A 17592-nucleotide genomic window follows, 5' to 3' on the forward strand; every position below is an offset into this window, starting at 1 on the left:
GAAACATGATTCCAAAGCTTTCTGAAGTCTCGCCGATCCAGGCTAAATACCTTTCTTTCATCGAACGCCTGAAAGCTTCAGGATTCTCAGGAGACACCAATCCTGATTACGCCAATCGCGTTGTTCTGTCGACCGATAACTCAATTTATCAAGTATTACCTCAAGGAGTTATCTTCCCTAAGAATACCCAAGATATTCAGTTGTTGGTGCAGTTATCCAACCAAGAAGAATTTTACGATATCGTGTTAAGCCCTAGAGGCGGTGGAACAGGTACCAACGGTCAGTCGCTGACGGATGGATTAGTGATTGATCTATCCAAGCATATGAACCGTATTTTGGAAATTAACCCAGAAGAAGGTTGGGCTCGTGTTGAAGCTGGTGTAGTAAAAGATCAGCTAAATAAAGCCATCAAGCCCCATGGTTTGTTTTTCGCACCAGAATTATCAACCAGCAATCGTGCTACCATTGGCGGCATGATCAATACCGATGCCAGCGGACAAGGCTCGGTAATGTATGGGAAAACACGCGACCATGTTCTTTCACTCAAAACCGTATTGTTAGATGGGCATCTACTAGAATCTTCTCCTATTGATGACGAGATACTTGCTAACATCCAAAGCGGTAGCAATTATTCCGCTCATGCTCACCGTGTTGTAGATAACATTCAGAAAAGCAAAGCTCAACAAATCAAAGACACCTTTCCTGAACTTAACCGCTGTTTAACCGGCTATGATTTGGCTCACATTCGTACAGAGGATGGTCAATTCAATATGAACTCGGTGCTATGCGGATCAGAAGGCACATTAGGTTTTATTGTCGAAGCCAAAGTAAACCTTCTAGCTATTCCGACTTATGCAGCCTTAGTGAATATTCGTTATGACAGCTTTGAAGGTTCGCTTCGTCATGCTCGTGAACTACTGGCTGCTAAACCAACCTCTATCGAAACCGTCGACTCCAAAGTTCTCGGTCTTGCTAAAGGCGACATCATTTGGAACTCCGTATCTGAGTATTTCCCAGAAAACACCGGGGAAAATATCCAAGGCATTAATCTAGTAGAATACACAGGGAATGATGAACAAGAAGTTGCTGATAAAATTAAGGTCCTAACCGACAAGCTGGATGCCTTAGCCAAACAAGGCGGTAGTAGCGCTCTTGGTTATACCATTGCCATGGGACACGACAGTGTTAACAAGCTTTGGACAATGCGTAAAAAATCCGTTGGTCTGCTCGGTAATGCAAAGGGAGAAAAGCGTCCCATTCCCTTCGTTGAAGATACCGCCGTGCCGCCAGAAAACCTTGCTGACTATATTATGGAATTTCGCGCTGTTCTAGACAGCTACAATGTGCAATATGGCATGTTCGGTCATGTTGATGCTGGTGTATTGCATGTTCGCCCTGCGCTTGATCTTAAGGATGAATCACAAGAACCTATGATCCGAGAGATCACCGACAAGGTGGTCGCACTCACACAAAAATATAATGGTTTGCTGTGGGGCGAGCATGGTAAAGGTGTTCGTTCTGAATACGCCCCAGCTTTTTTCGGCGAGCTGTATCCTAGCGTTCAACAAGTTAAAGGCGCTTTTGATCCAAGAAATCAATTAAACCCTGGAAAAATTGCTACACCATTTGAATTAGGTGCGGATTTATTAAAAATCGATGCGGTACCGCTGCGTGGTCAATTTGATCGTCAGATTCCGCTTCAAAACCGCGATCAGTTTCAGGAAGGCATGTATTGCAACGGCAACGGCGCCTGCTATAACTTTGATCCAAATGATGCTATGTGCCCTTCCTGGAAAGGCACACGAGATCGCCGTCATTCGCCAAAAGGTCGTGCCTCATTAATGCGCGAATGGCTACGCGGAATGAGCCAGCAAGGCGTTGATACGGTTGAAGCTAGCAAAAACGCCAAAGACAGCAATTTTCTTTTCAGCTTTTTGCCAAGACTTAAAAACACGCTAGCGAAACGTCGCGGAGACTATGACTTCTCCAACGAAGTCCACGATTCCATGATGGGCTGTTTAGCGTGCAAGTCCTGTGTTGGGCAATGCCCAATAAAAGTCGATGTACCTGAGTTCAGAGCGAAATTTTTAGAGCTTTACTACAGCCGCTATCTGCGACCAGCTAAAGATTATCTTATCGGCTCGTTAGAATTCATGATGCCGACGATGGCGATATTTCCGCAACCATACAATTGGTTGGTGAGCCGTAGTTGGGTTAATCACTTCAGCAGCAAGTACATAGGTTTGGCCGACAACCCCAAATTGAGCAAGCTCAATTTAAAAAAAGAAATGTCGCGTCGTGGCATCCGGTTGGCTACGCCTTTGGCCATTGAAGCCTTAAGTCCAAAAGACAGAACCCGCGCCGTCATTGTGGTACAAGATGCTTTCACCAGTTACTTTGAAACCGAATTGGTACTAGACACTATGGAAACCTTGAGTCGTCTAGGCTTCCAAGCTTACCTTGCGCCTTACATGCCTAATGGCAAACCATTGCATGTACATGGCTTCATGAAAGCTTTTAACCGCACTGCTCGTAAGAACTTAGATATGCTGCAAAGCTTGGCATTCTATGGCTTGCCATTTATCGGCATTGATCCTTCGATGACATTGACTTATCGATCGGAATACACCAAAGCCTTTAGTGATACTCGACAAATACCTAACATCCAGTTGATGCAAGAATGGTTGATGAAGAAAAGTGCACATCTCATCAAACAGCCTTTAATGTGCGATAACTCGACTTACCACCTAATGACCCACTGCACAGAAAAAACCAATGCGCCAGCGTCTATTCAAGACTGGCAAAAAGTCTACAGCATTTTAGGGCTTGAACTAAAAGTTGAAAACGTCGGTTGCTGCGGCATGGCCGGCACTTATGGACATGAAACGGCCAACAAAGAAACTTCAAAAACCATTTATGACTTATCTTGGAAAGAAAGAGTAACCGATCCAGGTTTACTCGGAAAACTAGTGGCAACAGGCTACTCTTGTCGTAGTCAAGCCAAACGTTTCGATGATGTTGCCATACCTCATCCAGTGCAGGCCATCTTAAAACACTTAAGAGAAGCAACCGTTAACTAGCAACTAAACTTGATAGACTATAATAAGGCTCGGCATTCCGAGCCTTATCTTTTTCTGATACAAAGTCTTTAATCGAATACTTAATTTTTGAAAGGAACACCATGAGTCACCAAAATTTACTACATGACAGTGCCGATGAACTTGGCCCTATTCGCATATTTGATGATGGCCAATATCGTATTCTGTCATTTGCTGAAGGTGACGAACAGAGCCGAATCCGTCTTTCTACTCCACATATTTTGCAGCATGAATACACTCAAGCCATGATGCTGCCTTTACTATTCTGTGAGCCGAAACGAGTCTGTATATTAGGTCTTGGAGGCGGAACCTTACTTAACGCGCTTCACTATACTGTTCCTGCAATTCATATTACTGCCGTCGAACTTCGTCAAGAAGTGATGGATGCTGCTGAGATGTATTTCAAACTACCAACAGGTAAACGCATCAGTTTAGAAGTTGCCAATGCCATTGATTACATGACTGAAGGTCTACCCAAAAAAGTCGATTTATTAATGACAGATCTTTATAACACCGAAGGAATGGATCGCTCTGTTCTTCAAGCAAGTTTTATTGAGAATTGTGCGAAAAATATCAAAGAAGATGGTTGGTTAGCTTTAAATTGTTGGATCGATCAGAAAAATAATCATGAACTCACCGACATCATCAAACAGCACTTCAATGACGTACGAGCATTAGATACGGGCAGTGGTAATTGGGTCATTATCGCTGGTAAAAGAATGAACCACAGTAACGCTAAAGAACTCAAAGCGGCAGCGCAAAAGCTAAGCGATAAAATGGGCTTCCAGTTAACTAAATGGCTATCTAGGTTGTCGGAAATTTAATTCCACTTACCTTATTCTCTGAAAACAAAAATGCCGCTTGTCTTTTTATAAGAATAAGCGGCATTTTTCATTACAAATTCACTCTAAGTTGAATATCGACTAACTACCTAGCACACTATCTACTAAGGCTTTCGCCTCGCTTTCGAGTTCAGCAAGATGATCTTCTGAAATAAAGCTTTCTAGGTAGATTTTATAAACATTTTCCGTGCCAGATGGTCTAGCCGCAAACCATCCATTTTCAGTAGAAACTTTCAAACCACCAATAGCGGCATCATTGCCCGGTGCATGCGTTAATACAGACACAATCGTTTCACCAGCCAATTGCGTTTGCGTAACGTTTTTTGCATCCAACGCACCCAATAATGCTTTCTGTGCCGTGGTAGCAACAACGTCAATACGCTTATAAAAAGGCTTACCATATTTAGCAACTTGTGCTTCATATAGTGTCTGTGGATCTTTACCTGTTACCGCTAAGATCTCGGCAGCAAGCAAAGCCATTATGAATCCATCTTTATCTGTGGTCCAAACACTCGCGTCTTTACGTAGGAACGATGCTCCCGCGCTTTCTTCTCCGCCAAACGCCATAGTGCCTTCGTATAACCCTTCTACGTACCACTTAAAGCCAACTGGCACTTCGCACAACTTACGACCAAGCCCAGCTACCACACGATCAATCATGCCGCTGGAAACTAGCGTTTTGCCAAATTGAATTTCTTGTGGCCACTGCTTTCTGTGTTGCGATAAGTACTCAATCGCAACTGCTAGATACGCATTTGGATTCATTAACCCAAAGTTAGCACACACAATACCATGACGGTCATAATCAGGATCGTTACCCACTGCAATATCAAAGTCATCTTTCAACTTTAACAGCCCTTGCATGGAATACGGTGAAGAACAATCCATGCGGATGCGACCATCTTTATCAAGCGGCACAAAACGGAAGGTTGGATCGACTTCTTTATTAACGACTGTAATGTCTACACCATATTTTTTTGCAATGGGTTCCCAGTAATGAATACCTGAACCGCCCATAGGATCAACACCAATTCGAATCTTCGCATCAGCGATGGCTTTCATATCAATGACATTTTCAAGATCATTCACATAATGATTAATATAGTCAAAAGGCTCTATTAAACCGCTACTTTCAACTTCTTCTAGAGAAAAACGCTTTACGCCTTGTAGGTTTTTTTCTAGCAAAGCGTTCGCTCTCTTTGCTACCCAATCGGTAATGTCTTTGTCTGCTGGACCACCTTTGCTGGAATTATATTTAATACCACCATCTTCCGGCGGATTATGAGAAGGCGTAATAACAATACCATCACTAGTGTCTGTTTCTATCTTGTTGTGTGTTAACACTGCGTGAGAAATAACCGGCGTTGGCGTGTAACCGCCATTCAGCTGAGTGCGAACCCTCACACCATTAGCTGTGAGCACGCTCACTGTTGTTTGAAAAGCAGCTTCAGACAAAGCATGCGTGTCTTTACCTAAGTATAACGGACCAGAGACATTTTGAGATTGACGGTATTCCGCAATAGCCTGAGCAATGGCTAAGATATGATTTTCATTAAAACTGGTTAATAAGGCACTACCACGATGACCTGATGTACCAAAGCTGACTCGTTCATCTGGGTGAGTAGTAATTCGAGGCTTTTTCAAATAATAAGCCGACATAAGTTCAGGGAGATTTACAAGTAAATCGTAAGAAGCAAGCTGCCCTGCTTGAGGATGAATTGCCATATTTTAAATGCCCTATTAAGTCATTGAAACCGATGCAATTAGTCTCTCTTATAATCACATCTGTTTCAATGACTTAACTTAGGTATTACTTAACTTAGACAATTAATTCAAGTATCGAAAAGAATGAGCAATTAACGCTTACGCAGTATCAAACTACCTATTGAGTAACCTGCACCAAACGAACAAATCACACCAATATCGCCTGCAGCCAAGTCTTTATGGTGCTTAGCAAAAGCAATAATAGAGCCAGCAGAAGCGGTATTTGCATATTCATCAAGAACCACTGGCGCCTCTTCAAGCGTCGCGTCGCGGCCTAGTAATCGTTTACTGATTAACAAATTCATATTGATATTAGCTTGATGTAACCACCAGCGCTTCAACTCTGACACTTGAATACCATGGCTCTTTAAATGACTTTCAATATGATCTGCTGCCATAGGGCAAACTTCCTTGAAAACTTTTCGACCATTCTGATGGAACAACATATCTGCCGAATAAGGATCTTCATCGGTGACGCGAGTCGTATAACCAAAGTTAGAGCGAATATTGTTCGAATAGGAGGTAATACATTTGCTACTTAGCACATCAAAAGAATGAGCTGACTGACAAGTTTCGCTGCTCTCAACCACCACAGCGGTTGCTACATCACCAAAGATAAAGTGCGAATCCCTATCCATGTAGTTAACTTGAGGAGATGTCAGTTCAGGGTTTATCACCAGCACGCCTTTTGAAGAGCCTGCTTTTATTGCATCAACAGCACGTTGCAAACCAAAAGTAGCGGCCGAGCACGCAACCAGCATATCAAAACCAAAACCTTCTATACCTAATGCGGCTTGAACTTCAATAGCGATAGCAGGATATGAACGCTGTGTATAAGCACATGAGACAATCACCATATCTATATCGCTGGCTTTTTTATTTGCCGCTTCAAGCGCTTTTTTCGCAGCGGCGATAGCCATTTCAGCTTGATGGGATACTTGTTCGTCGTTGCGAACCTCAAGTATTGGGCGCATTCGATTGATGTCTAATGCACCCTCTTTAGAATAAATATAGCGACTTTTTATACCGGACGCCTTTTCAATAAATGCAGCACTAGAAAGAGGCTTAGCTTCTATCTGGCCTTTCTCAATAGCATCAAAGTTTTTGGCATTAAATTGCTCAGCCCAAGCATTATAGCTGTCTACCAGCTCTTCATTGCTAATGCTGTATGCGGGAGTCCAAAGACCAACTCCACTAATGACGACAGAAGAAATCATGGGATTATCCTTTTTCTTATTATTCAAAAAGTATCTATTTATCTTTTTGTATCTATTGCGATAAAGAGTATAGCTAGGATTGTGAAGTAGATTGCGTGGACAGTCTACAATTAGTAATAACAAGGGCCCAATATCATTCAAAACACTTATATCAAGGTGTGGCATTATTCGCTAGGTCGAACCATACTGCATAAAAGCGAGTGATTGTTTTAATAGAAGAAAATAGTATTTTATGAGATACATGGAATGCTTGAACAGATTCAGACTAAGCGAGCCTTTATGACAAATAACAATGCATTAATATTATCTGGCGGTGGCGCTCGTGCGGCCTATCAAGTGGGTGTTTTATCTGCTATGGGAAAGATGCGCCCTAAACATACGCCTCTTCCCTTTCCCATATTATGTGGTACCTCTGCTGGCGCGTTAAATGCCACCATGCTAGCGTCTCATGCTGATAATTTTTCCAAAGCCGTATCTTCACTGGCTTTTGTTTGGCGTCACTTAACACCAGACCAAATATATACAGTCGGACGCTGGCCAGTGGCTAGCTCACTAACAAAAACCCTATTATCGCTTTTCCACCTCCATAATCACGATAGTTCTATCGCGCTTATGGATAACACGCCGTTAAAAGAGCTACTCACCAATCATTTAGATTTTACGAGAATAAACACTGCAATTGATAGACATCAGCTAAAGGCTTTGGCTATCACTGCAATGAGTTATAGTACTGGGGAATCGACTACTTTTTTTCAAGGCTCTCCTGATTTACAGGCATGGCAAGGAAATCGACGAAAAGGTGTGGCAGCAAATCTAGGGGTCGATCACCTATTAGCATCTAGCGCTATTCCAACGATATTTCCTGCTCATAAAATTCATAACCACTATTATGGCGATGGCGCTATACGCCAAAAATCCGCAATTTATCCTGCTCTTAAATTAGGCGCAGATAAGCTATTTATCATTGGCGTGAGTGGCAACCGAAGTGCAAAAAAGTGGGCAACACAGGAAAAAGACGTCGATACTAGCGCGCCGAGTATGGCTCAAATTCTCGGACAACTATTAAATAGCGCATTCATCGACAATCTTGAAGACGATATCTATCAACTAGAAATCATGAATAGCCTTATTCGTGATCTTCCAAAAGACAAACAAGCCAATCACCAAAACCTCCCTACGGAGACATTAATTATCTCTCCATCAGAAGAGCTAAATGAGATAGCTCATCATTACATAGCAACTTTACCTAAAAACATTAGAATTCTTTTAAAAGCCGCCGGAGGTTCAACAAGAGAAAAAATCAGTTCTGCAGCGAGTTACTTACTCTTCACACCACAGTATTGTCGAGCATTAATGGATTTAGGATATCAAGATGCCATGTGGGAAAAGGATCGAATCATCGCTTTCTTTGAAAATAGCCATTAATCACTAAATCAATACGTGCCTGCAGCCCTTAATGGCGCTTGATGATATAACCCATGAATTCAGGCGCTGCATATTTTTAAACCCAAGTGAGCTGCAAAGTTCTATACTGCCTTGATTTTCACTGCTGTCTTGATGTTTAGAAACAGCATCAAGTAACTGGCTCATATCATTCGGATAAGACTCTGTGAGGCGACGAATTAACTGAGCTGTCACTCCTTCACTAGGCTCTATGATTTCGCATTCACTTCCCAGTATTTGCTCAAACAAATGTTTAACCAAAGGATAATGAGTGCAAGCCAATACCAAGGTATCGATATTTTGAGCGAGCATTTCTTGGCTTAATTGCTCAATGGTTTGTTTAACTTTTTCTTCTGTTTCTGGCCAAGCATCAATGTCAAAGGCTAACGTTGAGCTAGACATAATAGATACATGACTGTCCTCTTTCCAAAGATCGATCAATTGATTTAAGCGCGGACTTTCAGCTGTTACAGGTGTTGCCAGCACCGCCACTCTGCGTTTTTTACTAAGGCGAAAAGCAGGTTTTACAGCAGGCTCGACACCTATAATTGGCAATAATGTGCTAGCTCGAAGTGCATCAATCGCCGCCACCGTCGCGGTATTACAAGCAACAACAATGGCGCAAACCTTTTCATTCTCAAAAAACCGTCCAACTTTTACCAGTCTATCTTGTAATTGAGTAATGCTTTTAGTGCCATATGGTGCAAAAGCATCGTCGGCCAAATACACCAGATCAAGATAAGGATGTTTTTGGTGTATGGCATTAAGGATGGTTAATCCTCCTGCTCCAGAATCCATCACGCCGACTTTCACTTAAGTATCTCCATACCAAGAGGCAACTGAACGGGCTCTCGCTCCAAGTGAACACCATACTTATCGAAAACTGATTGTTTTATTTGCGCTTCTAGCTCTAGTAAAGTAGTAGCTTTGGTTTCAGAATGATTCACTAACACCAAGGCCTGTTTTTCATACACACCGACACCTTGATATTGCTTACCCTTCCAACCAGCTTGATCAATCAGCCATCCTGCAGCCAATTTAAAACCTCCTTCAAATGGAAAAGACACCAGATTAGGAAAGCACTCTTTTAATTCATCATGCTGGATTTTGCTAACAATCGGATTTTTAAAAAAACTACCTGAGTTTGCTAACACTGCTGGATCAGGTAGTTTTTCACTTCTAACGCGACATACAGTATCAAACACAGCTTGAATGTTTGGCTTTCCTTCAATTCGTTCAGACAATCCGCCATAGCTTAATAAAAGTTCTGATTGTTTTTTCAGTGACAATTCAACCGAGGTTATGAGCAATAAATCGTTCCATTGACCTTTGAAATAACTGTCGCGATAAGCAAACCCGCAGTCTCTACCGTTTATCCAGTAAACATCGCCAGTGTTTCTATTGATAACTTGAACACGAGCTAAGACATCTTTTATTTCAACACCGTAAGCGCCGATATTTTGTACTGGAGCAGCACCTGTAGTACCTGGAATTAAAGCGAGGTTTTCTATTCCATACCATCTTTGAGCGACAGCGTATTCGACTATTTTATGCCAGTCTTCACCAGCAGCCACGGTTAAACTAACAAGGTTACCTGCGTGCTCTCTTGCATTAATACCTGATAGTCGATTAATAATCACAAGGCCAGAAACATCTGCTGAAATAAGCAAATTACTGCCACCACCAATCATGGTGACCCTTTTTTGAAAATGTTTTGCCCAAGCAAGTAAAACTTTTAATGAATCTATGCTCTCAGCTATCGCAAAATATTCAGCAGAGTAATCAAAGCGAAAGGTGTTATATGTGGCTAAGGAAACATTTTCTTGAATGGAATGTTCAATGCGCTGCGCAAAAGCATCTTCGGTATTGAATCGCATTTTCATTGTCTGATTTAATCTTCTCTATTTGAATGAAGGTGATGCACAAACGAATCAGCTATTCGACAAAGGTGTTTTCTCATCTCAGTAAAGCCTTCATCGCCGCCATAATAAGGATCCGCTACCTCACCAAATGCAGCATGATCATAAAACTCACCGAACATAACTAATATAGCTTTGCTGTCTTGAGGTTGGATTTTCTTGAGATTGGACAGATTCTCTCTGTCCATCGCCAGAATCCAATCAAACTTATGAAAGTCGTCTTTAGTCACTTGCCGAGCTTGTTGACGGCTAATATCAATGCCAACCTGATGAAGTGCTTTAATAGATCGTGAATCTGGTGGATTGCCTAGGTGATAAGCCGCTGTTCCTGCCGAATCAAGCTCTAAAAATACATCATGCTTAGCGGCGACACTTTCTAAAATACCTTGCGCCGCTGGTGATCGACAAATATTGCCTAAGCACACTGTCAGCACCTTGTAGGATTTCATTTTGCCGAACCAGAATCTAAACGTTCATCAGCTGTTAATGTGCGCGCTTCTGTTTCCAACAAAACTGGAATGCCGTCGCGAACTGGATATGCCATGCCGCCCACTTTGCTAATCAATTCAGTTCCGTCTTTACTTAAAGTAAGGGAAGCTTTAGTAACAGGACAAACAAGGATATCAAGTAAGGTTTTATTCATGGGAATGATCCATTTTTATAAGGTTAATTTTTTCTAAAAATGCTTGTTGAAAGCTGGTTGGTAGAACTAAAGACACCGGCAAATACCAAATATTTGAATTCGATAATTCAAGAGATTGGCACTTCACTGCATCTTTTTCCGTCATGATTACAGCTCCATCAGCAGGAATATCGGCTACTTCAAACGCATGATGATCAACAAACCACTGATGAGTGATGTTTTTCTTTTGTAATCCTAAGCGCTCTAGCGTTGCCATAAAACGTTCGGGGTTACCAATTCCCGCCATGATATGCCAGTTTGAATTACCTGAAAATGCTTCATGGCAGTCTAGACTCTTGGTTCCATCCAATGAAATCAGTTTAGTGGACACTAGCCTTGTTAAAGTGACTGGCAAATTCAAAGCTTCTAGGGGCTTAGTCATCGCCTCAGAAACACTAACGACAAAATCTACTTCGGCGAGTCGTTCAATGGGTTCTCGCAGTGGACCAACAGGTAACAAATGTCCGTTACCCACGCCACGTGTCGCATCCAGCATTGCAATCTCGAGATCTCTATTAAGCTGATAATGCTGCATGCCATCATCACTCACCACGACATTAACGTCTGTTGTACTGAGTAGGAACTTTACCGCTTCATCCCTTTTGGGGAAAACCACCATAGGACAAGCTGCTCGTCGAGCCAGCATCACAGGTTCGTCACCAACTTCGTTAGGCAAGCTATCTAGATATACAGGTGTCGGCGTGTCCATTTTTGCGCCATGGCCTCGGGAAACAATACCTGGGCGAAACCCGTGTTCAATTAAAAGCTCACATAGAGCCACAACCATGGGTGATTTTCCCGTTCCACCAACGCTAATATTTCCCACAACAATCACTGGAACGGGAGCTTTGTATGACAGTTCTGGATGCGCTAAAAAAGCTTTGCGTTTATTATGCACCGCTTTTTTAATCAACGGCTGCAGCGGACGAAATACATTTGTCCAACCACAACGACCATACCAGGAACGTGTAAATAATGACTCTACGCTCACTGGACAGGCTCTTTCTGAGCAGTATGGGCAAGTTTTGTAATACCAAGACTTGCTGCCGCATCGTAAACTCTCAGAACCATGTCATAAGATGCTTTCGCGTCTGCGGTAATAATCAGCGGTCGAGTGTAATCCCCTGCCGTTACTTCTTTTAAGCCTTGGATTAAAGTACCGACTTTTTCATTGATAAGCGTCTGACCATTAATGACATACTGACCATCTGCAGTAATCACCAATTCTACGTTCTTAGAGCGATCAGAACTTGGAGCGTTTGACGTTGCGGTTGGCAAATCAATCGTCAACTCAGTACTTTGGTTAAAAGTCGTGCTAACCATAAAGAAAATAAGTAATAAAAAGACGACGTCGATCAGAGGCGTTATATTGATTTGAACGTCATCTATTTTTTGACGACGAAATTTCACTGTGCGACTCCTGACTTATCTCGATCACCATGCAGTGAATCAATCAACTTAGTGGATTGCTGCTCCATAGTGACAACAAGCTCATCTATTCTACGACTAAAAAAACGATGGAAAATCAAAGCTGGAATAGCAACACCAAGACCTGCCGCCGTTGTTAGTAATGCTTCAGAAATGCCGCCAGCCAATAACGCAGTATTGCCTGCGCCACTTTCCATCAACACTGAAAAGACTTTAATCATACCGACAACCGTACCCAACAAGCCAAGTAATGGCGAAATCGCTGCAATTGTACCAAGCGTATTCATAAAACGTTCTAATTCATGAATAACATGACTTGCCGCTTCCTGAACACTTTCTTTCATTGCGCCACGACCATGCTTTGAATTTAATAGTCCCGCAGCAAAAATAGAAGCTAGCCCAGTTTTAGCCTGCATTGAACGAATGTACTCAATGGTCATTCTGTCATCACGCAATCTCGCCATAACATCAGACAAGAGCCCTTTTGGTGCAACACCCGCTTTGCGAAGCGTCCAAAAACGCTCAATAATTATAGCCAGCGTAAGGATGGAACACGCCATTAACGGCCACATGAAAAAACCACCAGTTTGAATAAAGGCTAACACTTCGCTCTCCAATTTAAGTTTGCACGTAATTTAACACACTCTCTAACTTTTCTACACGTTTGCAAGTGTCAGATTTTAAGAGAAAAAATGAATAGATACAGGAAGAATGGCGTATTGAAACACGGCTGCTTTGAAAATAAAAAGCCAAAGATTCGTCAGCAGAAATCACTAACCAATCAACACTTAATGCATCCAGCATCGCCAGTGTTTGCTCTGATTCCTTTCGTTTTAGTATTACCCACTCAATACCGTAATCTAGCAGCATTTGAGGAGTGAGATCTTTCACTGCTCTAGGCGATAAAATGTAAGCATTCTGTCGTTCCGATTTCAAATAAGAACCAAACATCAGTCTTGAAGGATCAGCGCCAGCCCAAGAGTCAGCTAACAATAATTCATTTTGCTCTAAAATAATTAGGCTATTTTCTTTATTTTTCAGAGTAATGTCAGCATTTGAGCCATTAAATAACATCGAAGAAAATAAAACACACCAAATACCAAGCGCACAAACAAGCCCACGATTTAAAGGGCTCTGATAAACCCAATAGCCTATCAGCAGCAACATGATTAATCTCGGAACACTTGAAGTAAATTGCTCAAAAAATAATAAGGGCAATTCAAAAGCGGTCCAATCCACAGGTGTCATTACGTAATAGAGCAGTCTATCTAATAACTCATAACTATACGTCGACCCAATAACCGATGCCTCAAAGGAAGATAACACTCCCCATGGAAACCATACAAAAGCCGCGAAAGGAATCAGTAAAACATTCACTAGAATAGAGGCACTGGATATAGCTTCTTGCCACCCTAATATCAACACCATTGAGGCGGTACTAAGCATGACTTGCACCATGAGTAATCGTGACAATTTTGCTGATGTTTGGCAGTAGCCAATTAACAAGTACACCATACTAAAGGACAGCCACAATCCTGGGCTAAGCACTGCTCTAGGGTTAATAAGTAGTACTAGCCACAAGGCAAAAGTAATGATGCCATATGGTGAGACTTTCAGAGTCAACATGCGAGAGCACAAATAAACACTGAGCATAATCGATGCTCTTACCACAGGCTCTCCCCAGTTTGTTATATAAGCATAAGCAAGTAACAAGGGCATTACAATTATTGCATCACAATGCCAGCGAGTTAGACCAGAAAGCATTATTTGACTGGGCAACAGCCTCCAAACAGTTCTACTCACCAAGCATCCGATAGCGAACATAAACCCAGTATGCAGCCCCGAAACGACAAATAGATGAGCCAAGCCAAGCGTACGAATTACCCAAGTATCTCGTTCACTCCACAAATCATTTCGCCCTAACAACAAGGCTTTAGAGAAGCGCCAAGAGTTGAATGCGCCAAACATCATATCTAATTTAGTGAGTAGCTCATCACGCAAAGAGAAATGAACCTGGTCAATACTAGAAAGATCCTTATCAGAAAATTGAATAGTTAGCTGGGCAACTTGTCTTTTTACATAGAGCTGCCTTTGCCACCACGGCCCATTTTTATCTGGTAACAAGATACTTTTTAGTTCACCTCGATATGATAAATTCGAACGAGCTTCGTGAATGGAAGCCTTATCAGACCCTGTCAGATAAAAATTATCTTGCCTTTGTCTTTGGCCTTTTCCAGAGAAGTACACAATACTGACCGGACCTATTTCAGACAAATCCCATTCATTTGAAGATTGATCCTGGTTGACGATTAAACTTTTCCTTTCAAAATCAACAAACACCACGCTACCAGCCTGTAAAAGCAAAGATGGTGCAGGTAGAAGTTCACTAGAAATGATCGAAATAAAGGAGAGAAGTGTCAAAAACAAAACTATTAAACGCTTTGACCATATTAAGTAGAGACACACTAGAATGATATGAGTAGAATACACCCACAAATAATCGCTCGGCACCAGTATGGCGCCCATCAATATGGACAAACTACTTAGTAACATAAGACCTCCTTGTCTTAGATCGCTAAATTATTTTTTACCTGATTATGCCGAAGAATTATCTTAAAAAATTCATACCTAATCCAGAAAAGTTAAAGCAAAGTAAAGCCTTAGGCCTTTTAGGTGCTCAAATTTATGAAGCCAACTTATGGCATTTAAATCGTAAATCTGTAGCAAGAGCTTTCTTTAACGGCTTATTTTGGGCCTTTATTCCGATGCCATTTCAAATGCTTGCATCGGCCTTACTTGCGGTACCGCTGCGAGCAAACATTCCTTTGTCAATTGCTCTCGTATGGATTACCAACCCCCTAACTATGCCCTTTGTGTTTTATTTCAACTACAAGGTCGGTACGTTAATTTTAGGTTCCCATGACGAAAAAAACTTTCAACTCTCCGTTGAATGGATCTGGGATAAAATGGAACATATTTGGATGCCACTTTATGTTGGCTCAATTGTGTCAGGTTTGATTGTTGGTGCGATCAGCTATGCCGCAATCACCATATTATGGCGTCTTCATGTCATCAAACGCTGGAAAGAGCGCAAACTTAGAAACAACAAATAATTCATTTTAGTAAAAACAAAAAAAGCCAAGATTTTTAAATCTTGGCTTTTTTATGACTCAAAAAACTTAACTCAACTAAACATTAGTTTGCTTTAGCGGATGCAAAGCTCCTTGCGATAAACGATAAGCGCAATCCATCCAGCTCAACATTTTCTCATCATGAGTAACCACAAGAAACGCCATATCGTAAGTAGTTTTAAGTGTATTAATAAGGTTTTGAATTTCTAGAGAGGTAGTTTCATCTAGATTACCCGTTGGCTCGTCCATCAACACACAAGCAGGTCGATTTGCCAAGGCACGAGCAATCGCAACACGTTGCCGCTCTCCGCCGGACAATTGAGAAGGCTTATGATTAAAACGATCTTTTAGACCAACCTGACCCAAAAGCTTCTCTCCACGCTGTTTGGCTTCTTTTTTATCCATGCCAGCAATCCACATTGGCATCAATACATTTTCTAACGCCGTAAACTCAGGCAATAGGTGGTGAAATTGGTACACGAACCCCATTTCTTTATTTCGCATCTTGGCCCGCTTTGAATCCTTCATACTAGACCAAGAAAAACCTGCCAAGCTCACATCACCGGTTGTAGCTAAATCCAGACCAGCTAAAAGATTCAATAAGGTCGTTTTACCTGAGCCCGATGAGCCGACAATGGCACAAGCTTCACCTTTATTTAAGGTTAGATCGATAGAGCGAAAAACGTCGACCACCTGCTTACCGTCTTGATATTGCTTAGAAAGTTCACGACATTCTAAAACGATACTGTTATTCATAACGCAGTGCCTCCGCAGGTTCTACTTTCGAAGCTCGCCAAGCCGGGTAAATAGTTGCCGCTACCGTCATAATAAATGCAGATATAACAATTAGCTTCACATCAGACCATTGAAGCTCTGAAGGCAAGTAGTTAATAAAATAGACATCCGCACTTAAAAACTGGACATTTAATAATGTCTGTAGAGCAGCAATAATTTCACTCACATTGAGCGCTAAGGTTACACCCAAGACGACACCAATAAGCGTCCCAAGCATACCAATAAACATTCCTTGAACAACGAATATCCACATAACCTGACTCGAGGTTAAACCCATTGTTCTAAGTATAGCGATATCGTTACGTTTATCTGTTACCACCATTACCAAGGTGGAAACTATATTAAAAGCAGCCACAGCGACAATTAATAACAGAAGCAAACCAATCATGGTTTTTTCCATTTTTATCGCTTGGAAAAGACTACCATGAGTACGAGTCCAGTCGCTCACTCTATTTTGCCCTGGCACAGCTCGAGCGATATCCCAAATACGTGAAGGAGCTACAAATAAATCATCGAATGAAATTCGCAGCGCTTCCACATCATCAGCTTTATAGCGCTTTAATTTAGCCGCATCTTTAATATTGATATAAGCAAGACTGCTATCTAGCTCAGCTCCAACCTCAAAAGTTCCCACCACAGTAAATCGCTTTAGAACAGGCGCAACACCAGCAATAGACACATTAGCTTTAGGTAATATAGCCGTTACTTTATCGCCGATATCGACTCTTAGCATCTTGGCTAACTGAGCACCTAGGACGATCCCAAAGCTAGTATCCTTGAGGGCATCTAAAGAGCCAGACGCAATATTGTCGCCAATGATTGAGACTTTTTTCTCCATGTCTGGGTTTATGCCATTTAAAATAGCGCCATGAACACTTTCGCCAGACTGAAACATGACTTGCGCTTGGATATGTGGAGCAACGCCAACAACATCAGGCATTTTAGCAACCAGCTTTGCTGTATCACGCCAATCATTGAGCACTGGATCTCCCCACAAAGTCGCATGAGGAACCATACCTAATATCCGTTGACGTAATTCACGGTCAAAGCCATTCATTACAGACAAAACAGTAATGAGAACCATCACACCGAGTGCAAGACCGGCAATAGAAGAAAAGCTAATAAAGGAAATGAAGTGATTGGAGCGTTTTGCTCGGGCATAACGCAGACCGATAGCAAAAGGAAGGAAGTTAATCAATGTATGTCCTTGTATGACAAGCTTGCGTGGTAAAAATAGAGGAGCAAAGCTCCTCTATTTTGGACTAAGTTACCA

General features: G+C 41.8%; 16 protein-coding genes. 4 read left to right on the forward strand and 12 right to left on the reverse strand.

Annotation, left to right across the window (positions count from 1 at the left end):
• The first annotated feature begins 5 nt into the window (after positions 1-5).
• Positions 6-3080 carry a D-2-hydroxyglutarate dehydrogenase YdiJ gene (gene ydiJ / locus BUA59_RS07505; protein ID WP_072839101.1) on the forward strand — a complete coding sequence of 1025 codons (3075 nt, stop codon included), beginning with the start codon at positions 6-8 and terminating at the stop codon, positions 3078-3080.
• 101 nt (positions 3081-3181) lie between these two features.
• Positions 3182-3922, forward strand: a complete 741-nt coding sequence (locus tag BUA59_RS07510) for a spermidine synthase (protein WP_072839102.1) — start codon at positions 3182-3184, stop codon at positions 3920-3922.
• Between the two features lie 99 nt (positions 3923-4021).
• On the opposite strand, the gene pgm is transcribed toward BUA59_RS07510, so the two are convergent.
• Positions 4022-5665: a phosphoglucomutase (alpha-D-glucose-1,6-bisphosphate-dependent) gene (gene pgm, locus BUA59_RS07515; protein WP_072839103.1), complete on the reverse strand. Its 1644-nt coding sequence runs from the start codon at positions 5663-5665 to the stop codon at positions 4022-4024.
• A 131-nt stretch (positions 5666-5796) separates the two neighbouring features.
• Positions 5797-6921, reverse strand: coding sequence for a beta-ketoacyl-ACP synthase III (locus BUA59_RS07520; RefSeq protein WP_072839104.1), 1125 nt, complete (start codon positions 6919-6921; stop codon positions 5797-5799).
• Between the two features lie 279 nt (positions 6922-7200).
• Between BUA59_RS07520 and BUA59_RS07525 the strand changes: the two genes are divergently transcribed.
• Positions 7201-8346: a patatin-like phospholipase family protein gene (locus BUA59_RS07525; RefSeq protein ID WP_072839265.1), complete on the forward strand. Its 1146-nt coding sequence runs from the start codon at positions 7201-7203 to the stop codon at positions 8344-8346.
• A gap of 3 nt (positions 8347-8349) precedes the next feature.
• Here the strand turns inward: BUA59_RS07525 and murI are convergent, their stop codons facing one another.
• From murI to BUA59_RS07565, 8 genes are read right to left on the reverse strand one after another with little or no spacing between them, the layout of a single operon-like run.
• On the reverse strand, positions 8350-9177 hold the full coding sequence (gene murI / locus BUA59_RS07530) for a glutamate racemase (RefSeq protein ID WP_072839105.1): 828 nt from the start codon (positions 9175-9177) through the stop codon (positions 8350-8352).
• Positions 9174-10241: a UDP-N-acetylmuramate dehydrogenase gene (murB, locus tag BUA59_RS07535; protein WP_245813109.1), complete on the reverse strand. Its 1068-nt coding sequence runs from the start codon at positions 10239-10241 to the stop codon at positions 9174-9176. Before murB ends, murI begins: the two co-directional genes overlap by 4 nt.
• A gap of 14 nt (positions 10242-10255) precedes the next feature.
• Positions 10256-10732, reverse strand: coding sequence for a low molecular weight protein-tyrosine-phosphatase (locus tag BUA59_RS07540; protein WP_072839107.1), 477 nt, complete (start codon positions 10730-10732; stop codon positions 10256-10258).
• Positions 10729-10926: a Trm112 family protein gene (locus tag BUA59_RS07545; RefSeq protein ID WP_012069854.1), complete on the reverse strand. Its 198-nt coding sequence runs from the start codon at positions 10924-10926 to the stop codon at positions 10729-10731. The genes BUA59_RS07540 and BUA59_RS07545 overlap by 4 nt, the downstream gene beginning before the upstream one ends.
• Entirely contained in the window at positions 10919-11956 is a 1038-nt protein-coding gene (gene lpxK, locus BUA59_RS07550) for a tetraacyldisaccharide 4'-kinase (protein WP_072839108.1), read from the reverse strand. The genes BUA59_RS07545 and lpxK overlap by 8 nt, the downstream gene beginning before the upstream one ends.
• Positions 11953-12375, reverse strand: coding sequence for an ExbD/TolR family protein (locus BUA59_RS07555; RefSeq protein ID WP_072839109.1), 423 nt, complete (start codon positions 12373-12375; stop codon positions 11953-11955). The genes lpxK and BUA59_RS07555 overlap by 4 nt, the downstream gene beginning before the upstream one ends.
• Positions 12372-12998: a MotA/TolQ/ExbB proton channel family protein gene (locus tag BUA59_RS07560; protein WP_072839110.1), complete on the reverse strand. Its 627-nt coding sequence runs from the start codon at positions 12996-12998 to the stop codon at positions 12372-12374. Before BUA59_RS07560 ends, BUA59_RS07555 begins: the two co-directional genes overlap by 4 nt.
• A gap of 13 nt (positions 12999-13011) precedes the next feature.
• Positions 13012-14946, reverse strand: a complete 1935-nt coding sequence (locus tag BUA59_RS07565; protein WP_072839111.1) for a ComEC/Rec2 family competence protein — start codon at positions 14944-14946, stop codon at positions 13012-13014.
• A 44-nt stretch (positions 14947-14990) separates the two neighbouring features.
• Between BUA59_RS07565 and BUA59_RS07570 the strand changes: the two genes are divergently transcribed.
• Positions 14991-15506: a DUF2062 domain-containing protein gene (locus tag BUA59_RS07570; RefSeq protein WP_012069849.1), complete on the forward strand. Its 516-nt coding sequence runs from the start codon at positions 14991-14993 to the stop codon at positions 15504-15506.
• Between the two features lie 75 nt (positions 15507-15581).
• Here the strand turns inward: BUA59_RS07570 and BUA59_RS07575 are convergent, their stop codons facing one another.
• Together BUA59_RS07575 and BUA59_RS07580 are read right to left on the reverse strand one after the other, a co-directional pair.
• The gene (locus BUA59_RS07575) at positions 15582-16280 is read right to left on the reverse strand and encodes an ABC transporter ATP-binding protein (protein ID WP_072839112.1); all 699 of its coding nucleotides are present in this window, start codon (positions 16278-16280) and stop codon (positions 15582-15584) included.
• On the reverse strand, positions 16273-17517 hold the full coding sequence (locus BUA59_RS07580; protein ID WP_072839113.1) for a lipoprotein-releasing ABC transporter permease subunit: 1245 nt from the start codon (positions 17515-17517) through the stop codon (positions 16273-16275). Before BUA59_RS07580 ends, BUA59_RS07575 begins: the two co-directional genes overlap by 8 nt.
• Between the last annotated feature and the right edge of the window lie 75 nt (positions 17518-17592).

The sequence above is a fragment of the Marinomonas polaris DSM 16579 genome (assembly GCF_900129155.1).
Classification (GTDB): domain Bacteria; phylum Pseudomonadota; class Gammaproteobacteria; order Pseudomonadales; family Marinomonadaceae; genus Marinomonas; species Marinomonas polaris.